Below are 22,101 nucleotides of genomic sequence, written 5' to 3' on the forward strand. Positions count from 1 at the left end.
GTTAGGTTAGGGCAACCTAACTCGACCTGACTCAGTCCCTGTGAGGTTCGCATGCGCCGCCTGCTGGTGTTCCTGGCCGTACTCCTGCTCGCCCTGACCGGGTGCGGAAGCGGGAACGACGACGCGCCCCAGGCAGCGAGTCAGCAGGGCGGCGCCTTCCCGGTGACGATCAAGAACAAGTACGGCGACACCGTCGTCAAGCAGGCGCCGCAGCGGGTCGTGACGGTCGGACTGGTCGAGCAGGACGCGCTGCTCGCGCTCGGTGTCGTACCGGTGGCGACGACCGAGTGGTTCGGGGAGAAGCCGGGCGCGTTGTTCCCGTGGGCGAAGGCGAAACTCGGCGATGGCGCCGTACCGCAGGTGCTGAGCGACAAGGACGGGCTGCAGTTCGAGAAGATCGCGGCGTTGCAGCCGGACCTGATCATCGGGCTGTACGCCGGGATCACGGCGGACGACTACAAGAAGCTGACCGCGATCGCGCCGACGGTCGCGCAGCCGGCCGGCGTACCGGACTACGGCGTGTCCTGGCAGGTCGTGGCACGGACCGTCGGGCAGGCGGTCGGGAAGCCGGCGCAGGCCGACGAGCTCGTGAAGGGGATCGAGGCCCGGTTCTCCGAGGTCCGTACGCAGCATCCCGAGTTCAAGGGCAAGCCGGCGTTGATGGCTACGCCGTACGAGGGCTACTTCATCTACGGCACGCAGGATCCGCGGTCGCGGCTGCTGACCGACTTCGGGTTCGCGCTGCCGGCCGGGCTGGACAAGGCGATCGGCGACAAGTTCGGCGCGAACATCAGCGCGGAGCGGATCTCGCTGCTCGACCAGCAGGTGCTGGTCTGGTTCCCGACCAAGGGCGGTACGGCGAAGCTGAAGGCGGACCCGCTCTACAAGAACCTGAAGGTCCGCACGCAAGGGCGGGACGTGTTCGTCGAGGAGGACTACGACGACCAGCTGTACGGCGCGACCAGCTTCGTGTCCGTGCTCAGCCTGCCGATCGTGCTCGACGAGCTGGTCCCGAAGCTGGCAGCCGCGGTGGACGGAAATCCCGCGACAAACGGGTAAAAAACACCATCGCCTGACGCGGCAGGTTCGCCGTACTCTCTGAGTGGGGAGTGAGAGCGATGGTGTGGCTGGCAGCGGTGGTCCTGTTCTTGACGCTGTGCGTCCTGCTGAGCCTCCTGCTGCCGAATCCGCCCCCGGCACGGTGGCGGCGGAGCCTCCAGCGGCGTACGGCGCGGGTGGCGGCCCGACTGCACCGGCATCCGGTTCCGGACCCGGATCCGTTCGTCACGCTCCGGCTGCAGACCCGCCTGGGGCACCTGTCCACCAAGATCCGGCGGGTCGAGTCCATGCCCAACGTCTACGCCCGCGCGCATCGCCTGATGGCCCTCGAGGCGGCGTACGACGACCTTCTCGACGAGGCCTGCCGGCTGGCCGGCTGCCCGGGGGAGGCCGAGCAGAAACGGTCCGAGGAGAAACGCTGGCAGGAGGAGCAGGAACTGGCCGCCCGCGGCTGGTCCTGGTGACACATAATTTTTGAGATATGACTGATAACCCGCCCGGGTGTGGGTTGGACTGACGCCGCTGGCAGAATCGGGGCCATGTCCCAAGCTGCGTCTGACCCCTCCGCAGCCGGTTCCCAGCGACGCCCCCGCGTGCTCTCCGGGATCCAGCCGACGGCGGACTCCTTCCACTTCGGCAACTACCTAGGCGCGTTGCGGCAGTGGGTGGCCCTGCAGGACGACCACGAGGCGTTCTACTGCGTCGTCGACCTGCACGCGATCACCGTGGAGTATGACCCGAAGGCGCTGCGCGATCGCACCCGCCGGTCCGCTGCACAGTTGCTCGCGGCCGGGATCGACCCGGAGCGGTCCACCCTCTTCGTCCAGTCGCACGTGCCCGAGCACGCGCAGCTGGGGTGGGTGATGGGCTGCATCACCGGGTTCGGCGAGGCCAGCCGGATGACGCAGTTCAAGGACAAGACGGCCAAGGGCGGCGCCGACCGCGCCACCGTCGGCCTGTTCACGTACCCGATCCTGCAGGCCGCGGACATCCTGGTCTACCAGGCGGACCGCGTCCCGGTCGGCGAGGACCAGCGCCAGCACGTGGAGCTGACCCGCGACCTGGCACAGCGGTTCAACCACCGGTTCGGCAAGACCTTCCGGGTCCCCGAGGCGCACATCGTCAAGGAGACCGCGAAGATCTTCGACCTGCAGGACCCGACCGCGAAGATGAGCAAGTCCGGCTCGTCGCCGGCCGGCATCATCGACCTGCTCGACGACCCGAAGGCGAGCGCGAAGAAGATCCGCTCGGCGGTCACCGACTCCGGTCGCGACGTGATCTTCGACCAGGAGAACAAGCCCGGTGTCGCCAACCTGCTGACCATCTACTCGGCGCTCACCGGCCGCAAGATCAGCGAGCTCGAGGACGAGTACGCCGGCCGCGGGTACGGCGACTTCAAGAAGGACCTGGCCGACGTCGTGGTCGAGTTCGTCACCCCGTTCCGGGAGAAGACGCTGGCCTACCTCGACGACAAGGCGCAGCTGGACGCGATCCTCGCGGCCGGCGCCGAACGGGCCCGCGCGGTCACCGAGCCGACGCTGGCCCGGGTGTACGACCGGCTCGGCTTCGTCCCCGGCCCAGCGCTGGGTTCGATTCCGGGATCGGGCCGGTAGGCCGCCGATGACCGTGCTGATGCCGCGACTCCGTCGCGGCGGGTCATGGGGCTGTTGCTCCCGGTCTTCCCTCGTCGCTCTGGTCGCTTCGCTCCCGCCGCTCCTCAGTCCAGACCGGGAGGCCCCATGACCACGATCGGTGTCGCGATCCCGATCGCGGAGCCGTACGGCACGGAGCTGCAGAAGTACCGTGCCGACTTCGGTGATCCGATGGCCGCCTCGATCCCGACCCACGTCACGCTGCTGCCGCCGACCGAGATCGAGGCCGGCGACCTGGCGGCGATCGACGAGCACCTGCTCGCGGTCGCGGCCCGGTTCCCGCGGTTCCGGATCCGGCTGCGCGGTACGGCGACCTTCCGGCCGATCTCGCCGGTGGTGTTCGTGCCGCTGGCCGAGGGCATCTCGTCGTGCGAGGTGCTGCAGTCCCAGGTCCGCTCCGGCCCGCTGAAGGTCGACCTCAAGTTCCCGTACCACCCGCACGTCACGGTCGCCCACGACCTGGACAAGGACGCGCTCGACCGCGCGTACGACGCCCTGTCGGAGTACGACTGCGCCTTCGACGTGGAGCACTTCAGCCGTTACGAACACGGCTCCGACGGCGTGTGGCGCCCGCAGCGGTCGTTCCCGCTGGCAGGCTGAGTCTCCGTTACCCGGGGTACAGGAGACCAATGAACATCAAGTCCGCCTGGCAGCGGTTCAAGCGGTCGCAGCTGTGGCGGGCGTGGAAGCGGTACGGCGACCGTCGCGGCAACCGGCTGGCGGGAGCGACGAGCTTCTTCGGGTTCCTGTCGCTGTTCCCGCTGATCGTGCTGGCCGCGGCGATCACCGGGCCGCTGCTCGGCCACGACGCGATCGAGGCCTTGAAGGACGCCCTGCGCCAGAACCTGCCCGGTATCGGCGACAAGATCGACATCGACGGGCTGATCGGGCATGCCGGGGCCATCGGCCTGGTCTCCGGAGCCTCGCTGCTGCTCACCGGCCTCGGCTGGATCGACTCGCTGCGCGCCTCGATCCGCTCCATGCACGAGCTGGACGACGAGCCGGGCAACGCGCTCAAGCTGAAGGGCGTAGACCTCGGCGCGCTGATCGGTCTCGGTCTGATCGGCCTGATCGCCACCGGCGCGTCGTCGATCCTGACCGGTCTGTCCAAGCGGATCGTCGGCTGGGTCGACCTGGACGGTACCTGGCTGGCGCACTGGGGACTCGGTCTGATCAGCCTGGTGATCGGGGTCGCCGCCGGCGCCGTGCTGTTCCTGTACATGCAGACGGCCCTGCCGCGGATCCTCCTGCCCCGCAAGGTGTCGCTGATCGCAGCCCTTGCCGGCGGCATCGTGTTCTACCTGGCGCAGCGGCTCGGCAACCTCTACGTGAACCACGTGATCGGCGCCAACGCGGCGTACGGCGCGGTCGCCTTGCCGCTCGCGCTGCTGGTCTGGATCTACCTGATGACCCGGGTGATCATGCTGGTCGCGGCCTGGACGAAGGAGGCAACGCTCGACGCCAAGGTCGCTGAGCCCGCCACGCTCCCGTCGGGCCCGGTCGAGATCGAGCCCCTGCTGCTCGGCCCGCCCGGCAAGCGCTACAAGGTCGTCCCGATCCCGGAGCACAAGGCGGACACCGTCGCAGTCGCCGCCGGCGCAGTACTGGGCGTCACACTCACCACTCTGGCCCTCCAGGGCCTCCGAGCCGTGCGAGCCGTCCGGCGTCAGTGACGGCGGCGGCGGAGGGTTCGTGGGCGGCGGAGGAAGAGGCCGAGGAGTAGTACGGGTGGGGCGGCGTACGCCCAGTCGGGGACTCGTAAGGCGAGTGACTGGACCGCCTGGCCGGGGCTGAGCGCGGTGCGTGCCTGCGGGTGGCCCGCCGTACCCGACTCGGGTTGGGTGGCGGGTTTGCCTTCCGGCTGGGTCTTCGGCGGCGCGACGGCCGGTTTGACGAGGGTGCCGACCGGCTTGAGCTTGCCGTAGTTGGTGAACGTCCAGGTCAGCAGGTTGCTCGCGTCCTCGGTGATGCCGTGCGGCGCGTTCATCATCGTCACGACCAGCGTGTGCCCGTTGCGGCGGGCGGCGCCGACGAACGTGTTCCGCGCCAGTGTCGTGTAGCCGGTCTTCACGCCGAGCGCGCCGTCGTAGTTGAAGAGCAGCTTGTTCTGGTTCGCGACCTGGTACGTGCCCTTGTTGCCGACGTTCGGGAAGGTCGTGTACTTCGTCGACGCGTACTTCGCGAAGTCCTGCCGGGTCAGCCCGGCCTGCGCGAACAGGGCCAGGTCGTAGGCGCTGGAGTACTGCCCGTCGGCGTCCAGGCCGGTCGGGTCGGTGACGTGGGTGTCCAGCGCGCCGAGATCCTTGGCCTTCGCGTTCATCCGCTGGATGGTCGCGGGTACGCCGCCCTGGTCGTGGGCGCACAGTGCGTGGACGGCGTCGTTCCCGGAGGCCAGGAACATGCCCTGGAACAGCTGGTCGACGGTGTAGCGCAGGCCCGGGTACACGCCGACCTTGCTGCCGATGATGCCGGCGTCGGCGTCCGAACCGACCACCGGATCGGTCTTCTTCAGCCGGGGCAGCAGGACCAGCGCGGTCAGCGTCTTGAGGGTGCTGGCCGGGCGGAGCTGCGCGTGCGGCGCTTTGGCCGCCAGTACCTGGCCGGTGTCCACGTCGGCCACGACGTACGCCGATGCCTGGACAGCCGGCGGTGCCGCCCCGTTGGCGACCACCGTCGGCTTCGCGGTCAGCAGGTCGCCGCCGACCGGGCCCTGTGGGGCCTGGCCGACGGCGGTCGCTGTCAGAGGTCCGGCGACCACCAGTGCAGTGGTTGCGCAGGCCGTCAGAAGCAAACGCATCGGCGGCACTCTAGTTGCCGACCGGTGCAGATGTCACAGGTGGGTCTCATGCCCGGTAGGCGGTCCACATGTTGCTGATGCGGGTTGACTGGCCGGGCGTGAACTGGTTGTAGCAGGAGTCGTAGGAGTAATCCATGTAGTTGTGGATGGGGTCCAGACCCGACAGCGAGCAGGAGTCCCGGCCGGTCGGGCAGCCGCTGGACGAGCTGCTCTGGGCGGGAGTGTCGGCCACCGAGTCGTTCGTGCTCGTGCAGCCGCCCTGGAACGTGTGGTACAGCCCGAACCAGTGTCCGGCCTCGTGGGACGCCGTCTTGCCGAGGTTGTAGTTGGTCGCCGAACCGCCGGGCAGCGAGCTGTACTGCACCCGGATGCCGTCGATCTTCGGGTTGCTCGCGTAGTCCCACGGGAACGTCGCGATACCGAGGTACGAGAAGTCGACCAGCCAGATGTTCAGGGCGTTCTTGCCACCCTTGCGCGTTTGTGACCGGTACTGCGTGCTCTGCCGGTCGTTGTGCCACTGGTTGTTCTTGATGCGGTCGGTGCCGGCCAGGTAGAACGTGAATCCGGTGTTCGCGGCCTGCGACGACTCCTGGCCGGCGAAGTCCTGGTTCAGTTCGGCGATCTGCTGGGAGATCTGGCTGTCGGTGACGTCACCGGCGCCGGAGGTGCTGAGCATGACGTGCACGTAGACAGGGACACTCGCCGCGGCCAGCGTGCCGGCGGTGAATCCACGCTTGGCCTTCAGGATCTGTGCTGTCTTGGCGTCGATGGCCTTCTGCTCGGCCGCCGACAGCTCCCGGTGGTCTGCACCGAAGCCGCCACGCGCAGCGGCACCTTCCTCAGGCGTGAAGCAGGCCGGGTTTCCGGTCTGGTCGACGGGCAACTGGGCAGTCGCCTGTCCACCGAGCGGACTGAACGCAAGCGCCGTACCGGCCAGGAGAACGGCCAGAGCGCGGGGACGGGTAACGAAAGATCGCATAGCGGTCCTCCAGAATCGGGCCGCTTGGGCGGTGCGGCCGAATCCGGCGATTTTCCCCACCATCCCGGCACCTGCCAACCGATTCCCTGGCCTCCCAGTGCCACGGCACCACCACGCCGAGCCGCTATTCGAGGAAGGCGCGGAGGAGCGCTTCGGTGCCCGCCAGGTGTTCTTGCATCGCGTCGCGGGCGGTAGCGGGGTCGTCGGTCAGGATCGCGTCGATGACGGCCTGGTGCTGGTGGTTGGAGTGGTCGATGTTGCGTTCCAGGAGGGGGATGGCGTCCAGGAGTTCGTTGAGGCGCATGCGGACGTCGGCCATGGCCGACGTCAGGGAGGGGGAGCCGGTGACTTCGGCGATGGCGAGGTGGAGACGGGAGTCCAGGCGGCGGTAGTCGGCCAGGCGGGCCGTGGACGTGTCGGCCAGGCAGCGCTCGAGGTGGGCGCGTTCGGCGGGGGTCAGCGTGCGGGAGGCGGCGGCTTCCGCGGCGCCGGTCTCCAGGACGAAGCGCAGCGTCAGGGCGTCGTCGAGGCCGCCGGCGAGGTCGCGGGCGAGGCGCTTGGCCGGCGTACGACGGGGTTTCGGGAGTTGCTCGTTGACGAACGTCCCGCCGTACCGGCCGCGGCGGGACTCGACGTACCCGGCCTCGGTGAGGGCGTGGATCGCCTCACGGAGCGTGACTCGGCTGACGTTCAGCCGGGTTGCGAGCTCGCGCTCCGGGGGCAGCCGGTCGCCGGGCACGACGACGCCGAGCTTGATTGCCTGCAGCAATCGCTCGACCGTCTCCTCGAACGGGTTCCCGGCCCGGACCGGCCGGAACACCGCGTCATCTGCCTGAACGACCATGTCCTCAGACTAGATCGGTGTCACATAGGCGCCCGAGATTCCCCCGTCGACGAGGAACGTGTTGGCGGTGATGAAGGAGGAGTCGTCGCTGGCCAGGAACGCGACCGCGGCGGCGATCTCCTCCGGCTCACCGAAGCGGCCCATCGGGACGTGGACCAGCCGGCGCTCGGCCCGCTCCGGGTCCTTCGCGAACAGCTCGGTGAGCAACGGGGTGTTGACCGGCCCCGGGCAGAGCGCGTTCACCCGGATCCCCTGCCGCGCGAACTCGACGCCGAGCTCGCGGCTCATCGCGAGGACGCCGCCCTTCGACGCGGAGTACGAGATCTGCGAGGTCGCCGCGCCCATCACGGCGACGAACGAGGCGGTGTTGATGATCGACCCGCGGCCTTGCCGTTGCATGTAAGGGATCACGGCCTTGCAGCACAGGTACACCGACGTCAGGTTGACCTCCTGCACCTTGCGCCACGCCTCCAACCCGGTGTCCAGGATCGATGCGTCGTCGGGCGGTGAGATGCCGGCGTTGTTGAACGCGATGTCCACGGCGCCGTACGTGTCGAAGGCCTGCTTGAACAGGTTCTCGACCGCGGCCGGGTCGGTGACGTCGGTCGGCACGTACAGCCCGCCGACCTCGTCCGCGGCGTCCTTGCCCGCGGCCGGGTCGAGGTCGCCGATCACGACATGCGCTCCCTCTGCAGCGAGCCGCCGTACCGTGGCCAGACCGATCCCGCTCGCGCCGCCGGTCACCACGGCGACCCGCCCTTCGAGCCGATGAGCCTTGACGTCCATTCAGTCCTCCGTGCTGATGAAGATGTTCTTGGTCTCGGTGAACGCGGCCAGCGCGTCCGGGCCGAGCTCCCGGCCGAGGCCGGACTGCTTGTAACCGCCGAACGGCGTCGAGTACCGCACCGACGAGTTGGAGTTGATGGAGAGATTGCCGGCCTCGACGCCGCGGCCGACTCTGATCGCGCGGCTGACGTCGCGGGTCCAGATCGAGCCGGACAGCCCGTACTCGCTGTCGTTCGCGATCCGCAGCGCGTCGGCCTCGTCCGCGAACGGGATCACCGCGACCACCGGCCCGAAGATCTCCTCCCGCGCCGCGCGCTCGCTCGCGGGCGCCAGCACCGTCGGCGGGAACCAGAACCCGGGCCCGCTCGGCGCAGTCCCTTGGAACGCGGGGTTCTCGACGTACGACGCGACCTGCTCGCGCTGCCCCGCGGAGATCAACGGACCCATCTCGGTCGCCGGATCACTCGGGTCGCCGACCTTGAAGTTCTTCACCGCCGGCTCCAGCAGCTCCAGGAACCGGTCGTACGCCAAACGCTCGACGAGGATCCGGGAACGCGCGCAGCAGTCCTGCCCCGCGTTGTCGAACACGCCGTACGGCGCCTGCGCGGCAGCCTTCTCCAGATCCGCGTCGGCGAAGACGATGTTCGCCGACTTGCCGCCCAGCTCGAGCGTCACCCGTTTCACCTGGTCCGCGCAGCCGGCCATGATCTGCTTGCCGACCGTGGTGGAGCCGGTGAAAACGATCTTGCGGACCGCGGAATGCGTGACGAAACGGTTTCCGACAACGGTTCCCTTACCGGGCACGACCTCGAAGACGCCGGGCGGAAGGCCGGCCTCCAGGGCGAGCTCACCGAGCCGGATCGCCGTCAACGGGGTCAGCTCGGCCGGCTTCAGGACAACGGTGTTTCCGGCTGCCAGGGCAGGCGCGAAGCCCCAGCCGGCGATCGGCATCGGAAAGTTCCACGGAACGATGACACCGACCACGCCGAGCGGTTCCTGGAACGTGATATCGATGCCGCCGGCAACCGGAATCTGCTTTCCGAAAAGGCGTTCCGGAGCGGCCGAATAGTAGGTGAGTACGTCGCGGACGTTGCCCGCTTCCCAGCGCGCGTTGCCGATCGTGTGGCCGGCGTTCTCGACCTCCAGCGCGGCCAGGTTCTCCAGGTCGGCGTCGACCGCGTCGGCGAACCGCCGCAGCAGCCGTCCGCGGTCGGCGGGCGTCACATCCCGCCAGGTCTCGAACGCCTTCGCGGCCCGGGCGATCGCCGCGTCCGCATCGTCCTGCGTGGCAAGTGAGATCGTCCGGATCACCTTCTCGGTGGCCGGATTGAGTACGTCATACTTCATTGGGTGCTCCTGATCAGTGCGGTGAACAGCCGCAGGTCCTCGGGGTTCTCCTCCGGATGCCACTGCACCCCGAGCGCGAAGTCGTGGCCTTCCACCTCGGCCGCCTCGACCGTTCCGTCGTCCGCGCGGGCAGTGACCTTCAGCCCCGGTGCGACGACGTCGAGCGCCTGGTGGTGGTAGCAGCTGCCGTCAGCGCGTTCGCCGAGGATCCGCGCGGTGAGGGTGCCGGGCTCGGTCTTCACCTCGACGCTGCCGAAGGTCGCCGGCTCCGGGCGATGCGCGTCGTGCGCGACGACGTCCGGCAGGTGCTGGTGCAGGGTGCCGCCGAGCGTCACGTTCAGCATCTGCAGACCGCGGCAGATCGCCAGCAAGGGAACATCAGAAGCGAGTGCGGCGCGGATGAGGATCGCTTCGTGGTCGTCGCGGCCGGGCCTGGTGCCGACGGTCTCCGGATGCGGAGCTGCTTGGTAGGAGCCGGGATCGACGTCGCAGCCGCCGGCGATCACGAGTCCGTCGAGGATCTCCAGGACGGACGGATCCGTACCGACCGGCGGCAGCAGCAGCGGCACCCCTCCGGCCGCCACCACCGCATCCAGGTACACCCGCGGAATCAACGCGGCGTCCCGGTTCCAGATCCCCCAGCTCGCCGGTTCCAGGTAGGTCGTGATCCCGATGCGCGGGCGCCTGAGGAGTCGTCTAGAGGCGTTCGAACCCACGGACCCGCTCCCAGTCGGTGACGGCGGCGTCGTACGCATCGAGCTCGACGCGTGCGGCGTTGCTGTAGTGGTCGACCATCTCGTCGCCGAACGACGTACGGGCGATCTTCGAACCGGTGAAGAGGGCGGCGGCTTCGCGGAGCGTGGACGGGACGTGCTCCTTGTCCGACTCGTACGCGTTGCCCTCCAGGAGCGGCTCGAGCTCCAGTTCGTTCTCGATGCCGTGCAGGCCGGAGGCGATGATCGCGGCGACCGCGAGGTACGGGTTCACGTCGCCGCCGGGGAGGCGGTTCTCGACGCGGAGCGAGTCGCCGTGGCCGACCACGCGCAGCGAGCAGGTGCGGTTGTCGAGACCCCAGGCGATCGCGGTCGGCGCGAAGCTGCCGCGGACGAAACGCTTGTAGGAGTTGATGTTCGGGGCCAGCAGATAGGTGAACTCGGACAGACACGCGAGCTGGCCGGCGATGAACTGGTCCATCAACCGGGAGAAGCCGTGGTCGCCGTCACCGGCGAGCACCGGGTCGCCGTCGTCGGCGCGGAAGCTCAGGTGGATGTGGCACGAGTTGCCCTCGCGTTCGTCGTACTTCGCCATGAACGTGAGGCTCTTGCCGTGCTTGGAGGCGATCTCCTTCGCGCCGGTCTTGTAGATCGAGTGGTTGTCGCAGGTCGCGAGCGCCTCGTCGTACCGGAACGCGATCTCGTGCTGCCCGAAGTTGCACTCGCCCTTCGCGGACTCGACGTACAGGCCGGCGCCGGTCATGCCGTTGCGGATGTCGCGCAGCAGCGGCTCGACCCGGGAGGTGCCGACGAGGGAGTAGTCGACGTTGTACTGGTTCGACGGGGTGAGGCCGACGTATCGCTTGTTCCACGCGGTTTCGTAGGTGTCGTCGAACACGATGAACTCGAGCTCGGTCCCGACGTACGCCTTGAGTCCCCGCTCCGCGAGGCGGTCCAGCTGGGCCCGCAGTACCTGCCGCGGCGACGCGACCACCGGCGTACCGTCCAGCCACTGTACGTCGCACAACACGAGCGCAGTGCCCTCGAGCCACGGCACCAGACGCAGTGTGTCCAGGTCAGGTGCCATCATCAGGTCGCCGTACCCGCGCTCCCAGGAGGACATCGTGTAGCCGTCGACGGTGTTCATGTCGACGTCGACCGCCAGCAGGTAGTTGCAGCCCTCGGACCCGTGCTTCAGCACCTCCTCCAGGAAGTACCGCGCACCGCACCGCTTGCCCTGCAACCGCCCTTGCATATCGGTGATCGCCACCAGCACCGTGTCGACCTCGCCGGCCTCGACCAGCCTGCGCAGCTCCTCCACACTCAACACGGCCACTCCCGGAGTCTATTGGTCTGTTTCCAGTCCATTGACTCAAGTCTGGCTCGGGATGTCAACGCGTGCAGTTTCCCTTGACACTGCCTGACCGGGGTGCCTCAATTACCTAAAGGTCTGGGGGGAGACCATTGAGGCGCTGTGTCTAGGAGGCCCGCAATGAGTAAGGACGAGTCCGCCGCCCCGTTGACCGACGACGAGAAACGCCTGCATCAGTTGGGTTATGCCCAGGAGCTGTCCCGGACGATGTCCGGGTTCTCGAACTTCGCGGTGTCCTTCACGATCATCTCGATCCTGTCCGGCTGCCTGACCCTGTACGGGTTCGGGATGAACACCGGCGGCCCGGTGATGATCGTCTGGGGCTGGCCGTTCGTCGGCCTGATGACGTTGTTCGTCGGCCTCGCGATGGCGGAGGTCTGCTCGAGCTTCCCGACCGCCGGCGGGCTGTACTACTGGTCCGCCAAACTCGCGCGGTCGAACGGCGCGGCCTGGTCCTGGTTCACCGGCTGGTTCAACTTCCTCGGCCAGGTCGCGGTGACCGCCGGGATCGACTTCGGCGCCGCGTTCTTCCTGAACGCGTTCCTCGACCTGCAGTTCGGCTTCAGTACGACGCCCGGCCACACGATCCTGCTGTTCGGGATCATCCTGCTGGTGCACGGGCTGCTGAACTCGTTCGGCGTGAAGCTGGTCGCCAAGCTCAACGACATCAGCGTGTGGTGGCACATCGTCGGCGTCGTCTTCATCGTCGGCGCGCTCGTGTTCGTGCCGGACAAGCACCAGTCGGCCGGGTTCGTGTTCGGCCACTTCGTCAACAACACCGGCTGGGGCTCAACCTTCTACGTCGCGCTGCTCGGCCTGCTGCTCGCGCAGTACACCTTCACCGGGTACGACGCGTCCGCGCACATGACCGAGGAGACGCACGACGCGGCCCGGTCGGGTCCGCGCGGGATCGTGATGTCGATCCTGGTCTCGCTGGCGGCCGGGTGGGTGCTGCTGATCGGTCTGACGTTCGCGATCCAGAGCTACGACGGCGCCCTCGAGGGCGAGATCGGCGTACCGCCGGCCCAGATCTTCATCGACGCGGTCGGTGCGGGACTGGCCAAGGTCCTGCTGCTGGTGGTGATCGGCGCGCAGCTGTTCTGCGGGATGTCGTCGGTGACCGCGAACTCGCGGATGATCTACGCGTTCTCCCGTGACGGAGCGTTGCCGGGGTCCAAGTTCTGGCACAAGATCAACGGCAAGACCAGGACACCTACGAACGCGATCTGGCTGGCCGCCGGCGGGGCGTTCCTCCTCGGACTGCCGTACCTCTGGAACGCGACGGCGTACGCCGCTGTCACCTCGATCGCGGTGATCGGCCTGTACATCGCCTATGTGCTACCCACCCTGCTGCGGCTGCTCCAGGGCAAGGACTTCCAGCCCGGCCCGTGGCACCTCGGCCGCTGGAGCCGCCCGATCGGCATCGTCGCGATCATCTGGGTCGCGTTCATCACGATCCTGTTCATGCTGCCGCAGGTCAGCCCTGTTACTGGTAGCACTTTCAACTACACGCCGATCGCCGTACTCGTGGTGCTCGGCTTCGCGGCGGCGTACTGGTTCCTCTCCGCCCGCCGCTGGTTCACCGGCCCCAAGGTCCAAGGCACCGAGGAGGAACTAGCCGCGATCGAGCGCGACCTCGAGTCGATCTGAGCCGTAAGTCGTCGAAAGACCATCCGGTGCCCCGGCACGATCGTGCCGTCGCGACTGCTCGGAACTGGGCAGTAGTGGGTGACAGGATGGTGGCCAGCAAATTTCCTCATGTGACACTCGCCGTGTCGAACGGTCAATGACTGTGATAATCGGCGAGGGTAATCCTTCGAGGAGTTGGATGACTGACGACGAGCTGGTCGGGCGTGCCGGACTGGTCGAGCGTGCTACCAAGCAGCTCGAGACCAGCGGCAGCGTGCTGCTCTACGGCCCGACCGGCATCGGCAAGTCGGCCCTCGGCCGGACGCTCGTCGCGGAGCGTGGCCGGAAGGGCTGCCGGATCCTCAGCGCCGCCCCGTCCAACTCCGAGGCCGGCCTGCCGTACGTCACGCTCCTCGATCTGCTCTCGAACCAGCTCGAATTCGCCTGGCAGGTGCTGCCGGACCACCTCCGGCAGCCCCTCGAGGTCGCGCTGCTGAAGGCGAGCGCTCCGGACACGGTGCGTGACGAGCTGGCTGTGCGCCTCGCCGTACTGCACGTCCTCCGCCGCCTCGCCACGACCGGCCCGGTGCTGATCGTTGTCGACGACATCCAATGGGTGGATCCGTCCAGCCTCGAGGTGCTCACGTTCTGTGCCCGGCGGCTCTCCGAGGGCGTGCACCTGCTCGCCACCGAGCAGGTGGCCGACGGCGACCTGCCGGTGATGGCCGACGCCTGCCCCGAGCCCGTCCTGCAGCTCGAGGTCCCGCCGCTCACGGAGCCCGACGTACTCGGTCTGCTCCGGCAGCGTCTGTCCAGCCCGCTCCCGGTCCGGACGGCGCGCCGCATCTTCACCGCGAGCGCCGGCAACCCGTTCATGGCCCTCGAGCTCGGTCGCGCCGTACTGCGGCATCCGAAGAGCGTCTCGCCCAACGACCCGCTCCCGGTCTCCAGCCGCCTCAAGACCCTGCTCGGGGAGCGTCTCGGCGACCTGTCCACCGACACCCACGAACTGCTCCTGCACGCCGCGTCGTCGCCGCGCCCGACCACCACGCAGCTCGCCCACTCGCTCGAACGACCGATCGACGCCGACCTCGCCGAGGCGGAGACCCTCGGCCTGATCGACGTCTCCGCCGAACGGCTCCGTTTCACGCACCCCTTGCTGAGGGAGTTCGTGTACGCCGAAGCCACGTCGGCCGCCCGTCGTCAGGCCCACGCCAAACTCGCCGCTGTGGTCGACGAACCGGTCGAGAACGCGACCCACCGGGCCCTCGCTACCCAGGAGGCCGATCCGGAGCTCGCCGCGACGATCGAGGAGGCCGCCACGGTCGCCGCCGGCCGTGGAGCCCCGGGCGCCGCCGCGAACCTGTGGCGGCTGAGCGCGGACCGGACACCGAGCACCCAGCCGGACGAACGCGCCCGCCGCCTCACGAGGGCCGCCGACGATGCTGCGGCCGCGGGTCACCTGGCGGAGTCGGCCGACATGGCGCGACTCGCCGTACAGTCAGCGACGACGCCCGAGACCAGGGTGCCCGCGCTGTTGCTGTGCGCCGACGCGGTCTGGCCGGAGCGGGATCGCCGGGTCGAGCTGCTCGCGGAGGCCTTCGCGGCTGCCGAGGGCAACAAACGGTTCGAGGCGCGGGTGCGGATCGAGCGCAGCCACAGCCACTACTTCGATCGCAGTCTGGACGACGCGCAGGAGGATGCGCGCATCGCCGAGGCGCTGGCGCGTGAGGCCGGCGATACCGAGGCGGTCGTCGACGCCCTGAGTGCGGCGAGTTCGGTGCTGATGGCCCGCGACGCCGAGGAGACCTCGGACGCCGTACTGGCGCAGGCTGCCGAGCTGGCCAAGGGTCTGCCGCTCACCAGGACTGTGGTGAACGCCCGCCAGATGGCCGCGATGCGCGAGCTGTTCCGCGGCCGGACCGCAGAGGCGATCACCGCGATCACCGCGCTGGCCGACGAGGTCCGGGACCACGGCGCGATGCGCTGGCTGGCGTCCGTACTGATCTCCGCGACGGCGATCTACGAGCGCAGCGGCCGCGGCGCCGACGCGCTGGCCGCAGGGCACGAGTGCTACCAGCTGATGCAGGACATCGGCGACGAGGCCGAGGTCGGCATGATCGTCGCCAGCCGCGCGGAGTGGGTGGGCGGTTCGGCGGCCATGGGCCGGCAGCTCGCCGAGGCCGCGCTGGACGCTGTCCACCTGGTCGGGAACGACGAATGGACGGGCCCGGCGCTGGTCAGCCTGGGGCTGATCGGCGTACTGACCGGCGATCCGCAGCGGGCCGTCGAGGCGTTCGACGCGATCGCGGGGTCGGGTGAGGCCGCGATGCCGTACGACCCGGCCGTGATCCCGTGGCACGCGGACTACGCCGAGGCCCTGGTCGCGGCCGGCAGGCTGGACGACGCGGCCGCCCTGATCGCCGAGATCCGCACCCGCGCCGAGAACCTGGACCGCCGCGTGGTGAAGCTCGGCCTGGATCGCGCCGAGGCGCTGCTGGTCGCCAAGCAGGGCGATCCGGCCGCCGCCCTGGAGCTGCTGGAGAAGACGGTCGGTACGGCGGGGGACCGGATCTACCCGCTCGATCTCGCGCGCTGCGAGCTGGCCCGCGGCCGGATCGCCCGGCAGGCCCGTCGCCGGTCGGTCGCCCGGACCGCGTTCCTGGACGCGATCGAGCAGTTCGAGGCGTACGGCGCGCCCGCCTGGCGTGAGGTCGCGGAGATGGAGCTCGCGCGCCTCGACGTACCGAGTCGAAGCCGGCAGCCGTCGGAGCTGACCGACAACGAGCAGCAGATCGTCTCGATGGTCCGCGACGGCTCCACGAACCGCGAGATCGCCGCGGCGTTGTACCTGTCGGTGAAGGCCGTGGAGTCGCAGCTGACCCGCCTGTACCGCCGCTTCGGAGTCGCCAACCGCACCCAGCTGCTCCGCATGGTCGACCGCCCAGGTCAGAATGGCTGAGTGAAGCTCGAACGGAAGCATGCACTCGTCCTGCTGGCCATTGCCGCGTGGAACGTCATCACCTACCTGCGCTTTATCAAGGCGCTCGTGGACACTGAGGACCGCCCGACCGGGTACTACGTCGCGCACACCGTCCTGATCATCGTGAATCTGCTGATCGCGGCGCTGCTCGGCACCTGGGGCGTCCGCGCGTACAAGGCGGCTAAGACCGCACAAAACTCGAAGGTGTGACCCCGAGCAGTTTCCGGAAGTGCCGGTTGAGGTGCGACTGGTCGTAGAACCCGGCCAGCGTCGCCACCTGCGCGGCCGGATGCCCGTCGAGGAGGTATCGCCGGGCGAGATCGACCCGCCGCCCGGTCAGGTACCGGTGCGGCGGCATCCCGTACTCCCGGCTGAACGCCCGCACCAGATGCGCCGGATGCGCATGCACCAGCTTCGACGCGTCCTCCAGCGTGATCCCGTCCGGCACATGCGCGTCCAGCAGATCGCGCAACTGCGCGGCCACGCCCGCGTCCGACCGGTCCGGCGGATCGACCACCTGGCGCCGCAGATGCTGCCCGAGACGCTCCTCGATCAGCGTCAGCCGGCTCTGCGCCTCCAGGTCCTCCACACCGTCTTCCAGTACGCCGTGCAGCTGGTGGATCCGGTGCCGTAGCAGCGGGTCGACGTACTCGGGATGGTCGACGGCCGCGCCGATCAGGTTCGTTCCGCCCAGCCGGTCGGGTTCGAGGTACAGCACCCGCTTGCGGAAGCCCTGAGGCAGCACCGAGCGGCCGTCGTGGGGGACATGCGGCGGGAGGAGCGAGACCTGCGCCTGCGCGAGACCGTGCTCATGGCGGTCCAGGTCGTACCGGACCGCGCCCTCGTCGACGATCAGCACCGTCCACGCGTCGTGCGTGTGGCTCGGGTACGCATGCGACGGAAAGTGCGCATGCAGCACCTCGACGACCCCGGCCACCCGAGGCCGCCACGCCCGGACCGTGGCGCCGCTGCTCATACTCAGAACATACGCTGCTGCCTGTGAAGGTCTACGTGAGTGCGGACATGGAAGGCGTCACCGGGGTCGTCGATGCGGAGGATGTGCAGCCGCGAGGGCGGGACTACGAGCGCGGCCGGGTACTGATGACCGAGGACGTGAACGCCGCCATCCGCGGTGCGTACGCCGCCGGCGCGACCGACGTCCTGGTGAACGACGCCCACGGCCCGATGCGCAACCTGCTGCCCGACCTCCTCGACCCGCGCGCCGGCCTGATCAAGGGCCGACCGAAACCGATGGGCATGATGGAAGGCCTGACCCCGGAGTACGACGCCGTGCTCTGCATCGGGTACCACGCCCGCGCCGGCGTGCTCGGCGTGCTGAGCCACAGCTTCATGGGCCACGAGATCGAGGACATCTGGCTGGACGAGCAGGTCACCGGCGAGATCGGCCTGTTCCACGCGGCCTCCGCGGCGTACGGCGTACCGCTCGCGGTCCTGACCGGGGACGACACCGCCTGCGACGAGATGAAGGCCTGGGATCCCGCGGTCGCGACCGTACCGGTCAAGTTCGCCAAGGACCGCTTCGCCGCTCAGCTCGTCCCGGTCGCAGAGGCCCGCGAGTCGATCGAGGCGACGACCGCGGAGGCGCTGCGCAGCCTCTCCAAGCCGGACACACCAACCGGCCCGCGAAACCTGGCCGTCCGCTGGCAGTCAGCCTCGGTCGCGTCCCACCTCACCGCGATCCCCGGCGTCACCCGCCGCGACGACCGCACCGTCACCGTCGACGGCGACATGCTCCAGCTCTACCGGATGTTCAACCTGTTCCTCCGCGTCTGCACAGCAGTCACCTCGAACCCGCCGTACTGCTGAGGCGGTTAAGAACGTACAAGACCAGGGGTGGTCCTGGGCGTGAGCATTGGGGTTGTGGAAAAGTTCGATACGAAGATTGCTGTGTTGTTGCGGGACGATCTGGCTGTTTGGCAGCGGTTGAACGTGACTGCGTTCCTGGTCAGTGGGATCGCCGGGACGCATCCTGAGGTCGTCGGGGAGCCGTACGAGGATGCGGACGACGTTCGGTACCTGCCGATGTTCCGGCAGCCGGTGATGGTGTTCGAGGGGTCCAAGGAGTTCATGACCACGGCCCACGAACGCGCGCTGAGCCGGGACATCGAGCACTCGGTGTTCACCCAGGACCTCTTTGCCACCGGCAATGACCACGACAACCGCGCCGCTGTGAAGGCCGTCCGTACCACCGAACTCGACTTGGTCGGCATCGCCTTCTACGGGCCGAGGAACGCCGTCGACAAGACCCTCAAGGGCGCCGCCAAGCACCACTGAGCAGGTACCGTTCGAGCGCGAACGGCCGCAGTTCCGGCGACCGTACGTCGTCCAGCACGAGCGGTACGACGTGCCGCGCGGTGCCCGGCGCGAGCGTCAGGCCGAGCATGCCGTGGCCGGTGGCGACGTACAGCCCGCTCCGGCCGGGGACGGCCCCGATCAGCGGCAGGCTGTCCGGTGTCGCGGGCCGCATCCCGGCGAAGGTTGCCGTCGACGACCCGGGCCGCCAGTCCGCGAAGTACGGCGTGGTGCGGTCGAGGATCGTGGCGAGCCGGCGTTCGGTGATCGGGCCGCCTGATCGACCGAGATCGAGGCGCGCCGCGACCCGGACGCCGTCGGCGAACGGCGTCACCGCGATGCTCGGTTCGACCAGCTTGACCGCGACCCGCGGCGCGAGCCCGGTGCCGCGCGTGGTGATGCTGTAGCCGGTTGCCGCCAGCAACGGAATCCGTACGCCGAGCACCGCCAGCAACTCGGTCGTCCAGGCGCCCGCGGCCAGCAGCAGACGGTCTGCACTGAAGCGTCCCACGCTCGTCTCCACATCCCAGCCCGGCCGCAAACGGCTGACCGTCGCGTTGACCAGCCGTCCTCCGGCGGCGACGAGCTGCTCCTGCAAAGCACGCAGTACCTGCTCCGGTCGCACTTGCACCTCGTCGACCGCGTGCACCGCCCCGGACACCGCGGGACCCAACGCAGGTTCGCGAGAGCGGGCGGCTGCCCCGTCGAGGATGTCGTAGCCGCCCTTGTAACCGGCCGCCGTCGTCGCCTCGGCCAGGTGCGCCACCTCGTCCAACCCGGCCTGCGTGACGGCAGCCATCAACAACCCCGTGTGCCGAAGCTCCAGGTCAGCCCGGTCCTGCAGCCGCGCGAAGTCGTCGACGCACCCTGCCCCCAGATCGAGTACGGCGCGTAGTCCGGCGGCGTACCGCTGGGCCGAACCGCTCCGCACGAACCCGACGATCCACCGCAACAACGTCGACGTCAGCCGCGGCGCCACGCTGAACGGCGCCTCCCGATGCAGAGCCTGACGAGCAGAGTGCAGCAGTACGCCGGGACCCGACAACGGCGCCGACAACGCCGGAACGACCCAACCGGCCGCGGCCGGTGACGCGAACCCTGCCTGCGGGCCCGCATCCAGCACGGTGACGTCGGCGCCCGCCTCGGCCAGCCCCACGGCCGACCACAGGCCGATCACCCCGCCGCCGATCACGAGGACGCGCATCCCTTACTGCCCTGCCGCGTAGGAGGCGAGGAACGTCCGCGTACGCAGCTCCTGTGGCTTCCCGAGTACGTCGGCGGGCGCGCCCTGCTCGACGATCCGGCCACCGTCGACGAACACCACCCAGTCCGCCACGTCCCGCGCGAACGGCAGCTCGTGCGTGACCAGCACCATCGTCATCCCGTCCTCCGCGAGCTCGCGCATCACCCGCAGTACCTCGGCCGTCGACTCCGGGTCGAGCGACGACGTCGGCTCGTCGAACAGCAGCACCGACGGCTTCAACGCCAGCGCCCGCGCGATCGCGACCCGCTGCTGCTCGCCCCCGGACATCTGCTCCGGGTACGCGAGCGCGCGGTGTCCCAGTCCGACGCGGCGCAGCAACTGCACCGCCTTCTCCAGCGCGTCCTTCTCCGGCACACCGGCGCGCAGCTGGGCGAGCATCACGTTCTCGACCGCGGTGAGATGCGGGAACAGGTTGAACTTCTGGAACACCATCCCCACCGACTGCCGCAGCTTCGCCAGGTCACGGCACTGCACGGACGACCCGCTGAAGATCGCCTCGCCGGCCACCTCCAGGAGTCCGTGGTCCGGTTGCTCGAGCAGGTTGAGGCACCGCAGCAGCGTGGTCTTGCCGCCGCCGCTCTGCCCGATGATCGCGACGATCTTCCGGTGCCGCACGGTCAGGCTGACCCCGTCGAGGACCAGCCGGCCGTCGAACGACTTCTGCAGGTTCTCGATCCGTACGACGACGTCGCTCAGCGCGGTGACGCTCATGCCGAGTCTCCTTCCAGGATCGCGCGCGCAGCCTTCAGCCGGCGACGGCGCTTCGGGGTCAGCGGGACGCCCGCGCGGATCTTGCGCTCCAGCCACAACAGGCCCTGCGAGAGCGGGTAGCAGAGCGCGAAGTAGATCGCCGCGATCACCAGGTACACCTCCAGCGCGCGGAACGTCGCCGAGGTGATCAGCCGGCCCTCGGACATCAGCTCCGCCGCCGAGATCGTCACGAGCAGCGACGTGGACTTCAGCAGGTCGACCAGCATCGTGTTCGTCCCCGGCAGCGCGGACCGCAACGCCTGCGGAAACACGACGTACACGAACGTGCTGATCTTTCCGAGGCCGAGTGCCTCGGACGCCTCCTGCTGACCGCCGTGCACGCCGGAAATCGCGGCGCGGAAAATTTCCGAAAGGTACGCCGCATAGAACACGATCAGGCTCACGGCGCCCGCGCTGAACACGTCCAGTTTCAGGCCGACCGAGGCGAGCCCGAAGTACGTGACGAAGATGATCGCGAGCAGCGGGATGTTCTTGAACACCTCGGTGTAGATCGCGGCCGGGATCCGCAGCGCGCGGTGCCGGCTGACCCGGAGCAGAGCCAGGGCGAGCCCGAGGACGGCGGCGCCGGCGAAGCTCGCGATGGTGTAGAGGACGGTGCGTTCCAGACCGTCCAGCAGGGCGGGTGCGTAATCTCCCCAAGGGACTTCGAACATCAGGTCCTCCTCAGATCGACGGGGGCTGCCAGTCGGCCGGACGGTCGACGCCCTGCCGGGTCTTGGCGATCTCCGGCGCGGGCTTCAGGAACTGGGCGGGATCACCGCCGTACTTCTTGATCAGCTCGGTCAGCTCGCCGCTGGCGTACATCGCGCGGATCTGCTCGGAGATCGCCTTCTCCAGCGCGGTCGCCTGCTTCGGCAGGTAGAACGCGGTCATGTACTGCTGGAAGTACTGGTACGGCGGGTGTGCCTTCACGTCCGCGGCCGACGGGGCCGTCAGGTACTGCGTCTCGACCTTGAGCTCCGGGCGCTCCTTCTGCGCGGCGAGGACGAGCAGCGGATCGAGGAACCCGACGTTGATCCGGCCCGCGCCGAGGTCGTCGAACACACCGTTGCCGTCCGGGTACGCATGCAGCTTCGCGCCCGGCACCGACTGGATCGACTTGACCCAGACATAGCCCTCGACGGTGCCGAGGTCCTTGCCCTGCAGGTCCTGCACGGTCTGGTAGTGCTCACCGGACCGGACGGCCATCGCGGGCGGGGAGTAGTACGGCGGGTCCGTGAACAGGCCTGCCTTCTGGCGTTCCGCGGTCCAGGCGACGCCGCCGATGGTGATGTCGACGCGGCGAGACTGGACGCTGGCGAGCATGCCCGCGAAGTCGGTCAGCTCCGGTTTCACCTTCAGCCCGAGCTTCCCGGCGACCGCGTTCAGGATGTCGGCGTCCAGGCCGGCCAACTTGTCGCCGACCAGCGAGGTGTACGGCGCGTACGGCTGGACCGCGACCTTGAGCACGCCAGGTTCCAGCGTGCCGAGCGCGGCGGCCGCGTCCGAGACCGGTTCCTTCGATCCGCCGCATGCGGTCAGCGAGCCGGTCACGAGCGCGACGGCGGCGAGCAGCGGAGCGATCCGTGCAATGAGAGTTCTCGACATGACGG

General features: G+C 68.9%; 22 protein-coding genes. 10 read left to right on the top strand and 12 right to left on the bottom strand.

Annotated elements, in window-relative coordinates:
- Nucleotides 1-51 precede the first annotated feature (51 nt).
- The 5 genes from OHB24_RS18170 (at nt 52) to OHB24_RS18190 (ending at nt 4,384) form a co-directional block, all read left to right on the top strand.
- A complete protein-coding gene (locus OHB24_RS18170) occupies nt 52-1,059 on the top strand; it encodes an iron-siderophore ABC transporter substrate-binding protein (RefSeq protein ID WP_327640227.1) in 1,008 nt (335 codons plus the stop codon).
- Between the two features lie 59 nt (nt 1,060-1,118).
- On the top strand, nt 1,119-1,523 hold the full coding sequence (locus OHB24_RS18175; protein WP_327640228.1) for a hypothetical protein: 405 nt from the start codon (nt 1,119-1,121) through the stop codon (nt 1,521-1,523).
- 75 nt (nt 1,524-1,598) lie between these two features.
- Nucleotides 1,599-2,672, top strand: a complete 1,074-nt coding sequence (trpS, locus tag OHB24_RS18180; RefSeq protein WP_327640229.1) for a tryptophan--tRNA ligase — start codon at nt 1,599-1,601, stop codon at nt 2,670-2,672.
- Between the two features lie 126 nt (nt 2,673-2,798).
- Nucleotides 2,799-3,311, top strand: coding sequence for a 2'-5' RNA ligase family protein (locus OHB24_RS18185; protein WP_327640230.1), 513 nt, complete (start codon nt 2,799-2,801; stop codon nt 3,309-3,311).
- Nucleotides 3,312-3,340: 29 nt separating this feature from the next.
- Entirely contained in the window at nt 3,341-4,384 is a 1,044-nt protein-coding gene (locus OHB24_RS18190; RefSeq protein WP_327640231.1) for a YihY/virulence factor BrkB family protein, read from the top strand.
- Here OHB24_RS18190 and OHB24_RS18195 read toward each other — a convergent pair.
- The 7 genes from OHB24_RS18195 to OHB24_RS18225 form a co-directional block, all read right to left on the bottom strand.
- On the bottom strand, nt 4,378-5,508 hold the full coding sequence (locus OHB24_RS18195) for a D-alanyl-D-alanine carboxypeptidase family protein (RefSeq protein ID WP_327640232.1): 1,131 nt from the start codon (nt 5,506-5,508) through the stop codon (nt 4,378-4,380). The genes OHB24_RS18190 and OHB24_RS18195 overlap by 7 nt on opposite strands.
- A 46-nt stretch (nt 5,509-5,554) precedes the next feature.
- Nucleotides 5,555-6,487 (bottom strand): zinc metalloprotease, encoded by a 933-nt coding sequence (locus OHB24_RS18200; protein ID WP_327640233.1) that lies wholly within the window; start codon nt 6,485-6,487, stop codon nt 5,555-5,557.
- A gap of 124 nt (nt 6,488-6,611) precedes the next feature.
- Nucleotides 6,612-7,331 carry a FadR/GntR family transcriptional regulator gene (locus tag OHB24_RS18205; RefSeq protein WP_327640234.1) on the bottom strand — a complete coding sequence of 240 codons (720 nt, stop codon included), beginning with the start codon at nt 7,329-7,331 and terminating at the stop codon, nt 6,612-6,614.
- A gap of 9 nt (nt 7,332-7,340) precedes the next feature.
- Complete coding sequence (locus OHB24_RS18210) at nt 7,341-8,117, bottom strand: 3-oxoacyl-ACP reductase (protein ID WP_327640235.1); 777 nt, start codon at nt 8,115-8,117, stop codon at nt 7,341-7,343.
- Nucleotides 8,118-9,464, bottom strand: coding sequence for an aldehyde dehydrogenase family protein (locus OHB24_RS18215; protein WP_327640236.1), 1,347 nt, complete (start codon nt 9,462-9,464; stop codon nt 8,118-8,120). It lies immediately after the preceding gene.
- Complete coding sequence (locus tag OHB24_RS18220; RefSeq protein WP_327640237.1) at nt 9,461-10,180, bottom strand: gamma-glutamyl-gamma-aminobutyrate hydrolase family protein; 720 nt, start codon at nt 10,178-10,180, stop codon at nt 9,461-9,463. Before OHB24_RS18220 ends, OHB24_RS18215 begins: the two co-directional genes overlap by 4 nt.
- Nucleotides 10,161-11,513, bottom strand: coding sequence for a glutamine synthetase family protein (locus tag OHB24_RS18225; protein WP_327640238.1), 1,353 nt, complete (start codon nt 11,511-11,513; stop codon nt 10,161-10,163). Before OHB24_RS18225 ends, OHB24_RS18220 begins: the two co-directional genes overlap by 20 nt.
- Before the next feature lie 156 nt (nt 11,514-11,669).
- On the opposite strand from OHB24_RS18225, the gene OHB24_RS18230 reads away from it, so the two are divergent.
- The 3 genes from OHB24_RS18230 to OHB24_RS18240 all read left to right on the top strand — a co-directional run bounded on the left by OHB24_RS18230 (nt 11,670) and on the right by OHB24_RS18240 (nt 16,371).
- Nucleotides 11,670-13,199 (top strand): amino acid permease, encoded by a 1,530-nt coding sequence (locus OHB24_RS18230; protein ID WP_327640239.1) that lies wholly within the window; start codon nt 11,670-11,672, stop codon nt 13,197-13,199.
- Nucleotides 13,200-13,377: 178 nt separating this feature from the next.
- Complete coding sequence (locus OHB24_RS18235; protein ID WP_327640240.1) at nt 13,378-16,140, top strand: helix-turn-helix transcriptional regulator; 2,763 nt, start codon at nt 13,378-13,380, stop codon at nt 16,138-16,140.
- A complete protein-coding gene (locus OHB24_RS18240) occupies nt 16,141-16,371 on the top strand; it encodes an SCO4848 family membrane protein (RefSeq protein WP_327640241.1) in 231 nt (76 codons plus the stop codon).
- Here the strand turns inward: OHB24_RS18240 and OHB24_RS18245 are convergent.
- Nucleotides 16,343-17,137, bottom strand: a complete 795-nt coding sequence (locus tag OHB24_RS18245) for a helix-turn-helix transcriptional regulator (protein WP_327640242.1) — start codon at nt 17,135-17,137, stop codon at nt 16,343-16,345. The two genes, OHB24_RS18240 and OHB24_RS18245, sit on opposite strands and share 29 nt — an antisense overlap.
- Before the next feature lie 23 nt (nt 17,138-17,160).
- Between OHB24_RS18245 and OHB24_RS18250 the strand changes: the two genes are divergently transcribed.
- Together OHB24_RS18250 and OHB24_RS18255 are read left to right on the top strand one after the other, a co-directional pair.
- Entirely contained in the window at nt 17,161-17,988 is an 828-nt protein-coding gene (locus OHB24_RS18250) for a M55 family metallopeptidase (protein WP_327640243.1), read from the top strand.
- A gap of 54 nt (nt 17,989-18,042) precedes the next feature.
- Nucleotides 18,043-18,456 (top strand): DUF2000 domain-containing protein, encoded by a 414-nt coding sequence (locus tag OHB24_RS18255; protein ID WP_327640244.1) that lies wholly within the window; start codon nt 18,043-18,045, stop codon nt 18,454-18,456.
- On the opposite strand, the gene OHB24_RS18260 is transcribed toward OHB24_RS18255, so the two are convergent.
- The 4 genes from OHB24_RS18260 to OHB24_RS18275 are packed head-to-tail and all read right to left on the bottom strand — an operon-like array spanning nt 18,431 to nt 22,096.
- On the bottom strand, nt 18,431-19,678 hold the full coding sequence (locus OHB24_RS18260) for an NAD(P)/FAD-dependent oxidoreductase (RefSeq protein WP_327640245.1): 1,248 nt from the start codon (nt 19,676-19,678) through the stop codon (nt 18,431-18,433). The two genes, OHB24_RS18255 and OHB24_RS18260, sit on opposite strands and share 26 nt — an antisense overlap.
- 3 nt (nt 19,679-19,681) lie before the next feature.
- On the bottom strand, nt 19,682-20,449 hold the full coding sequence (locus OHB24_RS18265; protein WP_327640246.1) for an amino acid ABC transporter ATP-binding protein: 768 nt from the start codon (nt 20,447-20,449) through the stop codon (nt 19,682-19,684).
- Nucleotides 20,446-21,162: an amino acid ABC transporter permease gene (locus OHB24_RS18270; protein WP_327640247.1), complete on the bottom strand. Its 717-nt coding sequence runs from the start codon at nt 21,160-21,162 to the stop codon at nt 20,446-20,448. The genes OHB24_RS18265 and OHB24_RS18270 overlap by 4 nt, the downstream gene beginning before the upstream one ends.
- Nucleotides 21,163-21,172: 10 nt before the next feature.
- Nucleotides 21,173-22,096, bottom strand: coding sequence for a substrate-binding periplasmic protein (locus OHB24_RS18275; protein WP_327640248.1), 924 nt, complete (start codon nt 22,094-22,096; stop codon nt 21,173-21,175).
- Nucleotides 22,097-22,101 lie beyond the last annotated feature (5 nt).

Origin of the sequence: Kribbella sp. NBC_00482, from assembly GCF_036013725.1 — a bacterium.
Lineage (GTDB): Bacteria > Actinomycetota > Actinomycetes > Propionibacteriales > Kribbellaceae > Kribbella.